General features: G+C 64.4%; 9 protein-coding genes. 4 read left to right on the top strand and 5 right to left on the bottom strand.

Annotation, left to right across the window (positions count from 1 at the left end; translation table 11 throughout):
* Window positions 1-3: 3 nt before the first annotated feature.
* Window positions 4-2,118 carry an AI-2E family transporter gene (locus tag HWY05_RS01115; protein WP_176057129.1) on the top strand — a complete coding sequence of 705 codons (2,115 nt, stop codon included), beginning with the start codon at window positions 4-6 and terminating at the stop codon, window positions 2,116-2,118.
* 57 nt (window positions 2,119-2,175) lie between these two features.
* On the opposite strand, the gene HWY05_RS01110 is transcribed toward HWY05_RS01115, so the two are convergent.
* From HWY05_RS01110 to HWY05_RS01090, 5 genes are all read right to left on the bottom strand, one after another.
* On the bottom strand, window positions 2,176-3,792 hold the full coding sequence (locus tag HWY05_RS01110; RefSeq protein WP_176057128.1) for an efflux transporter outer membrane subunit: 1,617 nt from the start codon (window positions 3,790-3,792) through the stop codon (window positions 2,176-2,178).
* A gap of 1 nt (window position 3,793) precedes the next feature.
* Window positions 3,794-5,380 (bottom strand): DHA2 family efflux MFS transporter permease subunit, encoded by a 1,587-nt coding sequence (locus HWY05_RS01105; protein ID WP_035557345.1) that lies wholly within the window; start codon window positions 5,378-5,380, stop codon window positions 3,794-3,796.
* A gap of 82 nt (window positions 5,381-5,462) precedes the next feature.
* Complete coding sequence (locus HWY05_RS01100; RefSeq protein WP_176057127.1) at window positions 5,463-6,653, bottom strand: HlyD family secretion protein; 1,191 nt, start codon at window positions 6,651-6,653, stop codon at window positions 5,463-5,465.
* Between the two features lie 99 nt (window positions 6,654-6,752).
* Window positions 6,753-6,935 (bottom strand): hypothetical protein, encoded by a 183-nt coding sequence (locus tag HWY05_RS01095; protein WP_176057126.1) that lies wholly within the window; start codon window positions 6,933-6,935, stop codon window positions 6,753-6,755.
* The gene (locus tag HWY05_RS01090; protein ID WP_176057125.1) at window positions 6,932-8,506 is read right to left on the bottom strand and encodes an FAD-dependent oxidoreductase; all 1,575 of its coding nucleotides are present in this window, start codon (window positions 8,504-8,506) and stop codon (window positions 6,932-6,934) included. The genes HWY05_RS01095 and HWY05_RS01090 overlap by 4 nt, the downstream gene beginning before the upstream one ends.
* Window positions 8,507-8,788: 282 nt before the next feature.
* Here HWY05_RS01090 and HWY05_RS01085 point away from each other — a divergent pair, with 282 nt between their 5' ends.
* From HWY05_RS01085 to HWY05_RS01075, 3 genes are all read left to right on the top strand, one after another.
* Window positions 8,789-10,957 (top strand): hybrid sensor histidine kinase/response regulator, encoded by a 2,169-nt coding sequence (locus HWY05_RS01085; protein WP_244146451.1) that lies wholly within the window; start codon window positions 8,789-8,791, stop codon window positions 10,955-10,957.
* Between the two features lie 142 nt (window positions 10,958-11,099).
* Window positions 11,100-11,372, top strand: coding sequence for a hypothetical protein (locus tag HWY05_RS01080; protein ID WP_035557335.1), 273 nt, complete (start codon window positions 11,100-11,102; stop codon window positions 11,370-11,372).
* A 206-nt stretch (window positions 11,373-11,578) separates the two neighbouring features.
* Window positions 11,579-15,793 carry a CheR family methyltransferase gene (locus HWY05_RS01075; protein WP_176057124.1) on the top strand — a complete coding sequence of 1,405 codons (4,215 nt, stop codon included), beginning with the start codon at window positions 11,579-11,581 and terminating at the stop codon, window positions 15,791-15,793.
* Window positions 15,794-15,810 lie beyond the last annotated feature (17 nt).

Below are 15,810 nucleotides of genomic sequence, written 5' to 3'. Positions count from 1 at the left end.
GCAATGAAAGACCTACCCGACCCACGCGGCGCGCGGCCCGCCACCCGGATTCAGGCGCCGCCCGCCGCCTTCGGCATCGACAGTCTGATCGCGCTGGCGGTCGGCATGGCGGTGGTTGCCTGTTTGTACTTCGCGAGCGCGGTGCTGATACCGATCACGCTCGCGATTCTGCTTAGCTTTCTGGTCGCGCCGCTGGTGGATGCGCTAGCGCGTCTGCGGCTGGGTCATGTCGCGTCCGTCTTCGCCGCTGTGCTGGTGTCGGTCTCGGTGATCGGCCTGCTCGGCACGCTGATCGCCACCCAGTTGACCGATCTGGCGGCCGGCATGCCGCGCTATCAGGCGACCATTCAACACAAGATGGAAACCGTGCATAGCTTGACGATCGGCAAGCTCGACCGTTTTGCGGGCGCGGCTGGCCAGGCGCTGCAACGCGTGACCAGCGAACCGCCGCCAGCGGAGCCGTTGCGCGGCAGCGCGTCGCCCGGTACGGCGCACGCGCCGGCCGCCGTCCCTGTGGAAGTGCGCGAGCCGATGCCGACGCCGTTCGAACTGGCGCGCCGGGTGTTGTCGCCCGCGATCAGTCCGCTCGAAACCGCGTTCATCGTGTTCGTCGTGATGATCGTGATCCTGTTGCAACGTGACGATTTGCGCGACCGCGCGATCCGTTTGTTCGGCTCGCGTGATTTGCATCGCACGACAACGGTGATGGATGAAGCCGCTGGGCGTCTGAGTCGCTATTTCGTTTCGCAGTTGGGACTGAACGCGGGCGTCGGCGTGGTGATCGGCACGGGACTGTTTCTGATCGGCGTGCCGAGTCCGATTCTGTGGGGCATTCTCGCGGCGTTGCTGCGGCTCGTGCCGTATGTCGGCATCTGGATTTCCGCGACGCTGGCCACCGCGCTCGCTGCTGCGGTGAGTCCCGGCTGGGCGATGGCGATCGGCTCGCTGGCGCTGTTCGCGACCGTCGAACTGCTGGTCGGGCAGGTGGTCGAGCCGCTGCTGTACGGACGCAGCACCGGACTCTCGCCGTTTTCCGTGGTGGTCGCGGCGATTTTCTGGAGCTGGATCTGGGGGCCGATAGGGCTGATTCTGTCGACGCCGCTCACGTTGTGTCTGCTGGTGCTGGGTCGTCATGTGCGGCGTCTGGAGTTTCTCGACGTATTGCTCGGCGATCAGCCCGCGCTGACTCCCGTCGAGAATTTTTACCAGCGTGCGCTCGCGGGCGATCCGGACGAAGCGATCGAACAGGCCGAGATTCTGTTGCGGGACCGGTCGTTGTCGACGTACTACGACGAGGTGGCGATCAAGGGCTTGCAGCTCGCGGCCAACGACGTGGAACGCGGCAGCGTGACAGCGGCGCAACTCGCGCGGATCGAATCGACGACCAACGATCTGGTGGATGGCCTCGACGGTTACGAAGACGAAGAGCCTGCGCCGCCGGTGGTGGAGGAGGCATGGAGCGCGATAAGTCCCGTCGTGCCGCCGAACGATCCGGAAGCTGCCGACGCAGCGTCCGTCGAAGCTGAGGCAGACCGGAGCGCCGGCGTGCAAGGCAACACGGCGCGCCGAGTCGAGCCACTGAAGATGCAAGGCGTTTCCACCGGCAATGTCGCAACGGACAAGCCGCTCGCCACTACCTTCGAAGTGCCGGCAAAGTCTCCCTCTGGACGCGAAAGCAGCACCTCTCAGCCAGCGCGAAACCGCGTGCTATGCCTGCCCGGACGCGGGCCGCTCGATCCGCTCGCGGCCACGATTCTGTTGCAGCTACTCGGCAAGCACGGTTTCGTCTCGCGGACCTTGCCGCACGACGCCGCGTCGCGGGCCGCGATAGAGCGGCTCGACGCGGACGACGTCGATACCGTTTGCCTTCTCTACCTGCGGATCGACGGCATTCCGTCGCATTTGCGCTATCTGGTCAGGCGGCTTCGCGCGAGGTTGCCACAGGTGCATATCGTCGTCGGCTTGTGGGGCGCTCAGGATACGGGCAAGTGGAGTGCCGATCTGCAAAGCGCCCTCGGCGCGGAGTGTTACGCAAGTTCGTTGCGGGAAATGCTGGCCGCGTGCCGGCGTATTGAAAGCGCGCACGAAGAGGAGGCGCTGGCGGTGGTCAACGCGTGACCTGCACCGCCTCAAACGGGCGAGCGCTAGCGGTACACACTAAACGACCCCCATCGTTTAGCGGCTAACGCTCGATGCCTCCCCACCTTGCCACCCACCTCCCAGCGCCTTATACAACGCCACCAGATCGGTGCTCACCTGCACGGTGCCCTGCGCATATTGTTGCCGGGCCTGCGCTAGTTGCCGCTCCGCATCGAGCACGTTGATAAAACTCGTGATCCCTTTCCGATAGCTGTCCCGCGCCAGTTCGTAAGAAGTTTGCTGCGCAGCCACGCTGTCGCCCAACGCGTCGCGTCGCGCCTGATCGGTGCGATACACCACTAGCGCGTTATCGACATCGCGCAGCGCCGTCAGCACGGTCTTGCGGTAATCGAGCGCCGCCTCCGCCTGCTGCGCTTTCGACATCCGCAGATTCGACACCAGCGCACCGCCCTGAAAAATCGGCAGCGACACGCTCGGCCCGAACGAATAGAACAGATGCGACCAGCGCGACAGATCGCTTGCATTCGTCGCGCGCGTGCCGACCTGGCCGGTCAGTGACACGTCCGGGTAAAACTGCGCGACCGCCACGCCGACGTTCGCCGTCGCGGCATGCAGGTTGGCCTCGGCGCGGCGAATATCCGGCCGGCGGCGCGCCAGCGTCGACGGTAAACCGACCGGCACGGTGGGCGGCACCGGTGGCACGGCGACGGGCGTGCCGAGTTCCGCTTCCAGGGCGCCGGGCGCCTCGCCCACCAGATAAGCGAGACCGTTCAACGCCTGGGCGATCTGCTGGTCGAATTGCGGCAACTGCGCCTGGGTTTGCGCGAGCTGCGCGATGGCGCTTTTGACATCGATCTGGCTGGCGAGACCGACCTTCGCCTGACTCTGCGTCAGCGTGACGATCTCGCGCTGCTGATCGACGAGGCTCGCCGTGATGTCGTGCAAGGCCTGCGCGCCGCGCAATTGCAGGTAGGTTTGCGCGACTTCGGCTTCGAGCGACAGCAGCGCGTCGTTGCGGCTTTCCTCGGCCGCTTCGGTTTGCGCGTTCGCGGCCTCGACCGAGCGACGCACACGGCCGAACAGGTCCAGCTCCCACGACGCGTCGAAGCCCGCCTGCCAGAGATTGACCGGCGCGGTGAGCTCGTTCAGCAGGTTGTTCGCGCCGCTTTGCAGCGTCGCGCCCGCACCCGGCGCGATCGCGTTGACCGGCGAGTTCGCCGCGCCGAGCTGGTTGACCTTGTCGTAGACGCCGTCCGATTCGAGAAAGCCCTTCACGCCAAGCTGTTCGCGCTGGTAGCTGCCGGTCGCGCGCACGTTCGGCAGTCCCTGAGCCGCGGCGCTTTGCACCTGCGTGCGCGCTTCGACGATGCGCAACACGGCCTCCTGCAAATCCAGATTGCCGCGCACGGCGCGTTCGATCAGCGTGTCGAGCTGCGGATCGTTGAAATTGCGCCACCAGCGAGGGTCCGGATCGGTGTCGAGCGTCGGCACGGACGCCACGCTCGCAGCGGAAGCCGGCGTGGCCGTGGCCGAAGCCGTGGAAGCAGCAGCAGCAGCGGCGCGCTGCGGATCGCGCCACCGCGCGGGCACGTCGGCGTTGGGCGCATGAAAATCCGGCCCGACGCTGCAAGCGGCGAGCAACATGGCCAGAGAAAGCACCGATAGCTTTGGAGCAAAACGCGAGCGTGTCATATCAATGTCCTCCCGCACCGCCGGCCGCTTTGGCCGGAGAAAAGAAGAACGTCATCGGAATGCAGAGCGCGCAGAACACCGCGAGAATCGCGAACACGTCGACGTAAGCGAGAATGGTCGATTGCGAAATGAACTCGGTGTACAGGCGGCCGGTGGCGGTTTGCATGGCCTGCGCGAATGGCACGCCGGTCATGTCGGCGATGGTTTTCGCGCTGCGCTGCACGGCGTCGTTGTAGTTTTGCGAGAGCGTGGACATGTGTTCGGAAAGATGCGCCATACGAGCCTGAGTACGCTCGCGGATCAGCGCGGTCGACAGCGAAATGCCGATCGACCCCGCCACGTTGCGAAACATCGTGAAGAGCGCCGACGCGTCGTCGTTCAACTTTGGCGGCACGGTCAGGTAGGCGAGGGTGGTGATCGGCACGAATAGAAAGCCGATCGCGAGCGATTGCGCGCTGCGCATCTTCACCAGCGTCGCGTAATCGATATTGGGCACCAGCAGATGCGAATAGGCGAGCGCGCACGCCAGCAACGCGAAGCCCGTCGCGACCAGGAAACGCGTCTGGATATACGGCATCAGCTTGCTGATGATCGGTATCTCCAGCGTGATCAGCACCGCGCCGGGTGACAGCACGAGGCCCGCGAGCATCGCCGTGTAGCCGAGTTGCTGCTGCGCGAGTTGCGGCACCAGCACCGCACTGCCGTACAGCACGGTGGCGAAGGCGCCGATCGTCATGCAGCCGAGCGCGAAATTGCGGTCTTTCAGGCAGCGCAGATCGACCACGGGTTTCTTCGTGTACAGCAGCCAGAGCGTGGCACCGACAATCCCCGCGACCGCCAGTACCGCAAAGATGCGAATGAAGTTCGATGAGAACCAGTCGTCGTCCTCGCCGCGATCGAGCATGACCTGCAGACAGCCAAGCCCGATCGCGATCAGCGAGATGCCGATGTAGTCGATCGATACTTTCGTGTCGGCATTCTTTTTCCACGGCGGGTCCTCGACCAGTTGCATGACCGCGAGCGTGGTCAGCACGCCGACCGGCACATTGAGCAGAAACACCCAGCGCCACGAGAAGTTGTCGGTGATCCAGCCGCCGAGCGTCGGCCCGAGCACGGGTGCGACGACGATCGCTATCGCCGAAATCGAAAACGCGCGGCCGCGTTGTTCGGGCGGGAAGGTATCGAGAATGATCGACTGCTGGTTCGGCTGCAGACCGCCGCCGAAAAAGCCCTGCAAGATGCGGAAGATAATCAGTTGCCAAAGATCGGTAGCAATTCCGCACAGGAACGAACAGACCGTGAACGCGATGATGCAGACGAGGAAGTAGCGCTTGCGACCCATCACGCGGCCGAGAAAACCCGAGATCGGCAGCACGATGCCGTTGGCCACGAGGTAAGAGGTGAGGGTCCACGTGGCTTCGTCGTAACTGGCGGACATGGTGCCGGCAATGTGCGGCAACGCGACGTTCACAATGGTCGTGTCGAGCACTTCCATGAATGCCGCGAGCGTCACGACAATCGCGATCAGCCACGGATTGGCGGCCGGCTTCCAGTTGGCGTGGTCCTGGCTGGCGTCGGCTGAACTCATGAGCACACCGCGTCAGACGGATTGGCGAGGCCGGCAAATACCACGCGAACGAGCGCCGTTTTCGAGGTCGACACGAGCGCCGTCATTTCAGATACACCTTCGGTGTGACCGACAAGCCGAGTCCGAGCGGCTGATCGCGCGGCAAGCCGTCGTCGATGACGATTTTCACCGGTACGCGCTGCACGATCTTCACGAAGTTGCCGGTGGCGTTCTCCGCCGGAAACGCCGAGAAACGCGAGCCGCTGCCGAGCTGAACGCTGTCCACGTGGCCGTGCAGATCGAGATTCGGATACGCGTCGACTTCGACCTTGACCTTGTCGCCGGGCCGCATGCGTTCGAGTTGCGATTCCTTGAAGTTCGCCGTCACCCACACCTGCGGCGTAACGATCGAAAACAGCGACACGCCCGCCTGCAAAAAGCTGCCGAGCTGCACGTTGCGCCGCGTGATCCAGCCGTCGGAAGGCGAGCGCACCTCGCAGTACGAGAGATTCAGTTGCGCCTGTTCGAGTTGTGCTTCGGCTTGCTGCACCTGCTGACGGCGTTCCTCGACGGTCGCTTCCGTCTGGCGGATCTGTTGCGGCACGAGGCTCGCGGTCTGCTGCTGCGCGCGCGCCTGCTCGACGCTGGCGTGCGCGGATTGCTGCTGCGCATCGGCGGTGTCGATATTCTGCTGCGACGTGGCCCGCTGATCCACCGCATGCTGGCGGATGTACGCGGCCTGAGCCTGCTTGAGGTTCGCTTCCGCCGACGAGGTCTGTGCCCTGGCCTGACGGTACTGCGCCGGATATTGAACGCGCGCGATATCGAGCTGAACCTGGGCGGCATTCAGTTGCGCTTTCGCGAGGCCGACCTGGGCCTGAGCCTGATCGACTTGCGCCTGATAGTCGCGCTTGTCGATCACGATCAGCAGATCGCCCTTGTGGACGTAAACGTTATCGTTGACGGCGAGCTGCACCACATAGCCCGAGACTTTCGGCGCCATGGTGATTGCGTTGCCGTCGGTGTAGGCGTCGTCGGTGGTCAGTTCGTTGCGGGTCGCGAACCACCAGATGAACGCGACGATCGCCAGCAGGATCACCACGATGGCGAGAATGATCAGCGGTTTTTTGCTGGGCTTCTTGCGCTTTTTGTCGTCGCCGTCGTCGCCTTTGCCATCACCTTTGCCACTGTCGTCGTCTTTATTGCTGTCCGACTTCTCGTCTTTACTGTCCTGCGGTTTTTTATGTTCGTCCTGCTCTTGTGTGTCTTCAGCGGCGTCGGTTTCGTCTGACATGGCGATTCGTTCCCGTCGTTCGAGAGGGGCAGCAGATGCATAGCAGAGAAAACCGCCCCGTCGGCGGTGCGTCGGGGCGGTATCGGTACGGAAAGCGTGCTAGCGGTGAGCCGGCTTATCGGCCGGCGTGTGTGGCTTAGACGCGTGTTCCTTGTCGGGCACGATCTTCGTGGTGCCACCCGTGGAGGGCGGATCGCTGGCGGGAAAACTGTCTTCGACCTGTTTGTCGATCTGTTTCTCGCTCTTGTTCGAGTGCGGATGTTTTTCCTTGTGTTCCGTCATTGCGGTTTCTCCTTCAGGGAATCGACTTCTTCGATAATCGCCAACGCGTCAGCGCGCGACAGACCGTCGCGCATCGCATCGATCAGACGCGCGGTGTGCGCTTCATGCTCGCAGGCGAGTACGGCGGCAACCTGCCCATCCTTCACATACAGCGCGATGAATTGCTGGTTCTCCAACTCGCCACGGACGACGAACTCGTCCCACTCGCTCGCATGGCCGAGGTATTCAAAGTTTTTGCCGAAGTGATAGGTCCAGAAAAACGGTACGCCGCTATAACGGTGCCGCGCACCGCACATGTTTTGCGCCGCGATCCGCGCGTGCTGTTGCGCGAGCCGCCAATGTTCGATACGCAACGGCTCGCGGTTCTCGACCAGCGGAAACGCCGCGATATCGCCGGCCGCATACAGTCCGGGCGCGGCCTGCATGCCGGCATTCACGATCACGCCGCCGTCTTTCTGCAACGGCAGTCCTTCGACAAAACCGGTAGCCGGCGCAACGCCCGTGCCTAGCAACACGAGATCGGCAGCCACATGTTCGCCGCCTTCGAGCATCACGTCATGCACGTTGCCTTCTTCGCCTTCGAGCGAGGCGACCTTCGCGCCGAGCCGGAACACCACGCCATGACGCTCGTGCAATTCGCGGATCATCGCGCCGGCACGTTCGCCGAACTGCTTCGCGAACGGCACGCTGTCCGGCGCGATCACGGTGACCTGCACATTGCGCGTGCGTAACGCCGAGGCCGTTTCCAGACCGATAAAGCTGCCGCCGATAATCGCGACCCGCACTTGCGACGGGTCGTCGCCGAACGCGTCGACCAGCGAGGCGGCGTCGTCGAGCGTGCGCAGTACATGCACGCCGCCGAGTTCGCAGCCGGGGATATCGGGTAGTTTCGGCGTGCTGCCGGTGGCGAGCAGCGCGGTGTCGTAAGTGAGTTCGCCGCCGCTTTCAAAATGAATCGTGCGCTTCGGCACGTCGAGACGTGCGACTGTCGCGACGAGCCGTTCCACGTCGTGTTGCGCGTACCAGTCGGGCGCCAGGAGCGGCGGCACATCGGCCGGCGCCATTTCACCGGACGGCACGAATTTGCTGAGTGCAGTGCGATCGTAAGGTGCGTGCGGCTCGGCGCCGATCATCGTGAGGCGGCCCGCAAAACCGCCTTCGCGTAATGCGGCGCAAGCGGCGGCACCCGCCGCGCCCGCGCCGATGATCACGTAATGCGGATCGCGCGACGATGCGTTGTGCATCGGGCGCGGAAGTTTTTCGGGGGTGACTATCACGTCGTCGCCGGTCACGATCACGGGGTAACGGTCGAGCGCGATCAGCGCGCAAGGTTCGAGCACGTCGCCGGTGGCGACATCGAACATGGCTTTGTGCCACGGGCAAATGATTTTTCCATTGCACAGCGCGCCTTCTTCCAGTGGCGCGCCGGCATGCGGGCAATCGGCGGCGTAGGCGCGAACGGTATCGCCGTCGCGCACCAGCAGAATTTTTTCGTCGTCCACCTCCACGCGTTCAGCACGATCCGCTCGCAGTTGCGAGAGTTGGGCGACGCGTCGGGCAGTGGTGGACATGGCCGGTTCCTCGCGGGCGGTGAACTTCGATTCGATGTTTAAAGCGATGTCGCGCATTGCAGCGCAGCACACAGGCATGGCGGAATTCGCCGAACGCCTCTGCTTCAGCAATCCACGTGCCCACGACCGCTCGACTTGTCCGAAGACATTTTTCGTCATCGCGCGCGCTAGGGAGAACGACGGAAGTGAGGTAAATTCAGGAAAGCAGGAAATAGCGCACGAACAACGCGCCGCGCATGGGTATTCGAAAGAAATGCGCGCCTTGCCTTGTAAAGACCTTTCATGGAGATCGTGGCCGTGCAGCGTGCGGAGCGAGTTGCAGTCGATTTCCCGATGCCGTCGCGAAACTTCGCGGCCACGCGGCGCATGCTGCTGATCGTGCTCGCCGTATCGATCGTGTTTCCGCTGGTCTGCCTGGCGGGTTATGGCTACTTCGATTACCAGCGCCGCATTGCCGATTCGAACGACATGATCGACCGGCTCGCGCGCGTGACCGAGGAACAGGCCGTCAAGGTGATGGACCTCAACCAGCAGATGGCGTCGCGCATTGTCGATTTGCTCGGCAATGAAGACGACGCGCAGGTTCGCGCGCATGACGCGCAGTTGCACGGCCGGTTGCGCGAAATCGGCGGTGACTTTCCGCAGGTGTCGTCCATCTATCTGCTCGGCGCGAAAGGCGATCTGCTGGTGTCGAGTCTCGCGTATCCGGCGCCGACCCTGTCGAACGCGCAGCGCGATGACTTTATCGCCGCCAAGGCCATGCGTCCGCAACCGTATTTCTCGTTGCCGATCTTCGGGCCTGTGTCGCGCACCAATGTGTTCACCACCTCGACCGGCCGCTCCGGCGTGGATGGCCAGTTCCTCGGTGAAGTGTCCGTGGCGCTGCGCAACGACTACTTTTTACGCTTCTACCGTGAACTGACTAATGGCGATTCGTCGCTGGCCTTGGGGCTGTATCGCCAGGACGGCAATCTGCTGGTGCGTTACCCCGAATGGCCGCCGGGTTCGAAGCCCACCTCGCAGAGCGCCTTTACCGAAGCCCTGCGCGACAAACAACTGTTCGGCCATGTGCGCCTGCATTCCACCGTCGACGGCGTGGAGCGACTGCTGGCGTTTCGCCGCGTCGGCGACTACCCGCTGTATGTGATGAGCGCGTACGCGACCGAGTCGATCGGCGTCGCGTGGCGTCAGCATTTCATCATGATCGCCGCGTTCACGGCAGTGCCCTGCATCGCGATCTGGCTGCTGGTGTTTTACTCGCTGCGCCAACTCGAAGGCGAGCGCCGCGCGTGGGAGCGCTGGCAGGGGGAGGTCGCGATGCGGCTGTCCGCCGAAGCATCGAGCCGCCAGTTGCAGCGTATGGGCGCGCTCGGCAATCTGGTCGCCAACGTCGCGCATGACTTCAACAATCTGCTGATGGTAGTCGCGGCCAATACCGAACTGGCGCGCCTCAAGCGCTACAACAACCTCGAAAAAGAAGTGCTCGCGGTCGAGCGCGCCACCGCGACCGCCGAATCGCTGACGCGGCGTCTGCTGAGCGTGGCGCGCAAGCAGCCGCTCAAGCAGGAGGCGGTCGATCTGGCGAACTGGCTGCCCGCCGCCGCGCCGCTGATCGACGCGGCGCTCGGCGATAACGTGGAACTCGCGCTGAACATGGTCGACAACGTCTGGCAGGTGCTGGCCGATTCGACCGACCTCGAATTCGCGATCATGAACCTCGCGGTCAACGCGCGCGATGCGATGCCGCGCGGCGGCCACTTCGTGATTCGTTGCCAGAACAACCGGCTGGTGGGTAGCGATACCTTGCTGCCCGACGGCGAATACGTGCTGATCGCCTGTTCCGACGACGGTGAGGGTATGCCCGAGGCCGTCGCGCGGCGCGCCTTCGAGCCGCTGTTCACCACCAAGCTGCGCGGCTCGGGCACGGGTCTCGGTCTCGCGCAGGTGCTGTCGATGTGCGAACAGGCCGGCGGCACCGCGAAGATCGAAAGCGTGCCGGGCAGCGGCACGACGGTCAGGCTGTATTTGCCGCGTCACCGCGAACGGCAGACCGCCGCCGCCGCGAATCTCGAAACGGCTCGCCAGCCGGTGCCGGCGTCGGCGGGCGTGGTGCTGCTGGTGGAAGACAACGAAGACGTCGCGGCGGGCGTGGCTGCCGTGCTGGAGACCTTCGGCTGCGAAGTGCGGCACGAACCGACCGCCGACCAGGCGCTCGACGTGCTGACGGGCGGCGCGCGCTTCGAGCTCGTGCTGTCCGATATCCAGATGCCCGGCAAGCTCAACGGCATCGATCTCGCGGAAAAAGTCCGCAGCGCGTGGCCGTCGCAGAAGATCGCGCTGATGACCGGCTACGCCGACGAGCTCGACCGCGCACGGCGTCTCGGCGTTGCGATTCTCGCGAAGCCGTTCAATATCGACGAACTGCACGCGCTGGTGGTCTGCGAACCCTAAGGCGCGGGTGTAAGGCAAAGGTCGGCGTGTTCGAAGCGTTTCATGACTCGCGGCACACCCCTTGCTGTGATGTGGACGAGGTTCGCGTATCCGGCTGGCGCAGCCGGCGCGACCCGCTACTTTCAGGAACGGGAGAAGGATCATGAAGATCAAACACGCATTGCTCATCTCAACGTTGCTCGCGGCCTCGTCGCTGGCCATGGCGCAAGGCAGCGGGGGCGGCGGCGCGGCGGGCAACGACCCGAACGCGGGCACCAACGCCGGTTCGACCCGCGAGGGCGGTGACATGCAGGCGTCCGGCGCGAGCGCGCATAAGTCGATGAAAAAGCATCACACGAAGAAGGCCAAAAAGCCGATGACCGATTCGACCAATACCCCCGGCGCCGACGCCAGCAGCGACACAAAGGGGCAATAAGGACGCCGCGAGTTCCAGGCGAACCCCAGGCGAACCCCAGGCGAGCAGGAAGCGGGCGGCCCAGCGCCCGCACCGACCCCGTCCAGCCCCATCCCAGCCTTTGCAATGCGGCCCGACACACGCGACAATGCGGGCTGAACAAAGGGAGGCCCACGTCGCAATGACGGCGAGGCCGCTGGGACGCAGCGCAGCACACAAGGATGGGTATGACCGGCAGTGAAGCAGGGGCGTCTCCAGCCAACGCGCAGACCACGGCGACCACGAGCACGCAAACAGGAACCTCCACCCACGCCGAAAGCGCCGCCGCGACTTCGGCGCAGACGGCTGCGTCCGAGTCGAGCCCATTGAATTTTCCAGTGGTCGGCATTGGCGCGTCCGCGGGCGGCGTGCAGGCGCTACTGCGTTTCTTCGAGAACGCGCCGGCCGATATGGATATGGCCTTCGTGGTCGTGCTGCATTTGTCGCCCAACCATGCGAGCAGCGCCGACCAGGTGCTGCAACACGCCACCCGCATGCCGGTGCTGCAGGTTCAACACCCGGTTCAGGTGGAAAAGAACCACGTCTACGTAATTTCCCCGTCGCACGACCTCGCGCTCGACGACGGCCATCTGACGCCGACCGAAGTCGGGCGGCCGCGTGGCCGGCCGATCGCGATCGACCTGTTCTTTCGCAGCCTCGCCGACACGCACCGCGAGCGGTCCATTGCGATCGTGCTTTCCGGCACGGGCGCGGACGGCTCGACCGGGATTGGCCGGATCAAGGAGCAGGGCGGCGTGACGATCGCGCAGCAGCCGTCGGACGCCGAGTACCCGGAAATGCCGCAGAACGCGATGGCGACCGGCATGATCGACTTCGCGCTGCCGGCCGCCGAGATGCCGCGCAAGCTCCGCGAACTGGCCGACAACGCCCGCGCGATCCGCCTGCCGGCCGCCGAAGAAGAACCCGAAGCGCTCGCCGCCGCCCAGCCCGACGCGGCCTCCACCGCCGAGCGCGCGTTGCTCGGCGTGCTCGCCACGTTGCGCGCGCGCACCGGCCACGACTTCCGCCGTTACAAACGCGCGACGATTCTGCGGCGTATCGAACGCCGTTTGCAGGTCAACGGAATTCCCGATCTGCAGAGTTACCAGGACTATGTGCTCACGCATCCGGAAGAAACCCCGGCGCTGCTCAAGGACATGCTGATCGGCGTGACGAATTTCTTCCGCGACCGCGAGACTTTCGAGGTGGTCGAGCGCGAGATCGTGCCGAAGCTGTTCCAGAAGAAATCCGAGGACGATCCGCTGCGCGTGTGGGTCGCCGGTTGCGCGACGGGCGAGGAAGCCTATTCGCTCGCCATGCTGCTCGCCGACCACCCCGCGCATCACGACGGCATTCCGGTGCAGCTATTCGCCACCGACATCGACGAACGCGCTATCGCGTTCGCGCGTGCGGGGCTCTATCCGGAGTCGATTACGGCGGACGTTTCCGCGCAACGCCTGCGGCAGTTTTTCACGCCCGAGCGCTCGCACTTCCGGGTCAGCAAGCCGATCCGCGAACGGGTGCTGTTCGCGGTGCACAACGTGTTGCGCGATCCGCCGTTTTCGCGCGTCGACCTGGTGTCGTGCCGCAATCTGCTGATCTATCTCGACCGCAGCGTGCAGAGCCAGGTGCTGCAAATGTTCCATTTCGCGTTGCAGCCGGGCGGTTATCTGCTGCTCGGCAGCTCCGAATCCGCGGAGGCGGCCGGCGAACTCTTCACCCCGGTCGACAAGAAAAACCGCATCTACCGCGCGAACCGCGTGACGACCGCGGTGCGTCCGCCGATCAGCATGCCGGTCATTCAGCACGGTGGCGTGAGCGCCACCCCCTACGCCGGCCCGGTGCAGCCGCTACCGCAGGCGTTGCCGTTCTCCGCGCTGCATCACCGCATTCTCGAACTGTATGCGCCGCCGAGCATCGTGGTCGATACCGACGCGAACATCCTGCATATCTCCGAGCATGCCGGCCGCTATCTGCGTTTCGCGCGCGGCGAGCCGTCGTACAACCTGATCATGCTGGTGAACCCGGCGCTGCGCCTGCAATTGCGCGCAGCGCTGTTCCAGTCGCTGCGCGGCAATAGCGAAGTGACCACGGAGTCGATCGAATTCACGCCGGAAGCGCACGTGCGGATCGTCGTGCGGCCTTACCGCCGTTCGGAGGATGCGCCGGAATTCGCGCTGGTGGTGTTCGAGGAGGTCGCCGCCGGCGCTGCTGCCGGCGGGCTGGGTCCGCGGACCCAGCCCGCCGCGCAGGATTCGCTTCTGGTGCATCTCGAGGACGAGCTGCATCGCACGAAACAGGAATTGCGCTCGACGGTCGAGCAGTCGGAGGCGTCGACGGAAGAGCTGAAGGCGTCGAACGAAGAACTGCAGGCGATCAACGAGGAACTGCGCGCCGCCACCGAAGAACTCGAGACCAGCAAGGAAGAATTGCAGTCGTTGAACGAGGAACTGTTCACCGTCAACGCCGAGTTGCAGGCCAAGATCGAGGAAACCAGCAAGGCCAAAGACGACTTGCAGAACGTGATCGCGTCGACCGGCATCGCGACGGTGTTCGTGGATCGCGAGATGCGTATCAAGCGCTATACGCCCGCCGCCACGGAACTGTTCAACGTGATTCCGTCGGACGTGGGCCGTCCGCTGCACGACATCACGCACCGGCTCGACTACCCGCAACTGGCCGACGACACGGTTGCCGTATTCGATTCGCTGCAACTGATCGAACGCGAGATTCGCGGCATCAACGGGCGCCATTTCCTCACGCGGCTGTCGCCGTATCGCACCACCGACGATCGCATCGAGGGCGCGGTGCTGACCATCGTCGATATCTCGGCGCTGCGGCGTGCCGAGCAACTGGTGCGCTCCAGTGAAGAGCGCCTGCATCTGGCCGCGCAAAGCACGAATGATTTCGCGATCATCGTGCAGGACATGGACGGGCGCGTGGCGACCTGGAATAAGGGCGCCGAGCGTATTTTCGGTTACAGCGAACAGGAGATGGTCGGACAAACGCTCGACCGCCTGTACCTGCCGGAAGAGCGTGAAGCCAACGAATCCGCCAGCGAACGGCGCCGCGCACAGAACGACGGCCGCGCGGAAGACGAGCGCTGGTACGTCCATAAGAGCGGCGCGCGGCTCTATTGCAGCGGTGTGATTACGCCGGTCGCGTCGGACAGTTTCAGCGGCTTCGCGAAGATCGTGCGCGATCTGACCGAGCGCAAAGGCACCGAGGCGCTCGAACAACGCAAGATTTCGCTGGAACGCTCGGTGCGGCAGAAGGTGGAAGCCGCCAGCCGCCTGAAGGACGAATTTCTCGCGGTGCTGTCGCATGAACTGAAGAATCCGCTCAACCTGATTCATGTGAAAGCGGACATGCTGGATCGCGCACCGTCCACCCAGGGCTTGCCGGTAGTGCGCGACGCGGCCGACGCGATCCGCCGTTCGGTGATCAGCCTTGCGAAGATCATCGATGACTTGCTGGACCTGTCGCGCGTGCGTACCGGCAAGCTGGCGCTGGAACGCTCGCGGGTCGATATCGCGGCGATCACCGCGCAGGTGGCCAGCGCGATCGAGGCGGATGCGTCCGCGCATCAGGTGAGCGTCGAGGTGATCGGCGTCGCCGAGCCGTTTTTTATCGACGCCGACGCCGTGCGCTTCGAACAGATTCTGTGGAACCTCGTCAGCAACGCGGTGAAGTTCACGCCGCCGGGCGGACGCGTGACGCTGCAACTGTCGCGCGAGAACGACCATGCGTGCATTGAAGTGCGCGATACCGGGCGCGGCATCGAGGCGGCGTTTCTGCCCAACGTGTTCGATATGTTCAGCCAGGCGGAGGGCGCGCACCGGCGGCATAGCGGCGGCCTGGGCATTGGACTCGCGCTCGTCAAGCAACTGAGCGAAATGCATGGCGGACGGGTCGAAGCGGCGTCGGCGGGCGCGGGCAAGGGCGCGCGTTTCCGCGTCTGGCTGCCGGCCGACAATGCCGCGCCGCGAATCGAACCGCGCGAGGCTCAGGGCGACGCCAGTCTGCTGAAGGGCATGCGCATTCTGCTGGTCGACGACGCGGTAGAGAGCCTGCAAGCGTTTCAGGGCCTGCTCGAAATGGAAGGCGCGCAGGTGTGGCCGCAAACCAATGGCGCGGCCGCGCTGGCGGTCGCCGCGCATCAGACGTTCGATCTGATTCTGTCGGATATCGGCATGCCGGGCATGGACGGCTATGAGCTGATCGCGGCGTTGCGCAAGCTGCCGGCCACCGCTGCGGTGCCGGCGCTCGCGCTGACCGGCTTCGGCCGTCCGCAGGATGCCACGCGTGCGATTCGCGCGGGCTACGACGGCCATCTCGGCAAACCGGTTTCGTTGCAGGCGCTGCTCGACAAGATTGCGCGCGCAACCACCGCGAACCGCTGAGCGTTAGTGCTGAGCGT

This window comes from Paraburkholderia sp. BCC1876, from assembly GCF_902833695.1.
Classification (GTDB): Bacteria; Pseudomonadota; Gammaproteobacteria; order Burkholderiales; family Burkholderiaceae; genus Paraburkholderia.
This window is presented reverse-complemented; position numbering and strand designations above follow the sequence as displayed.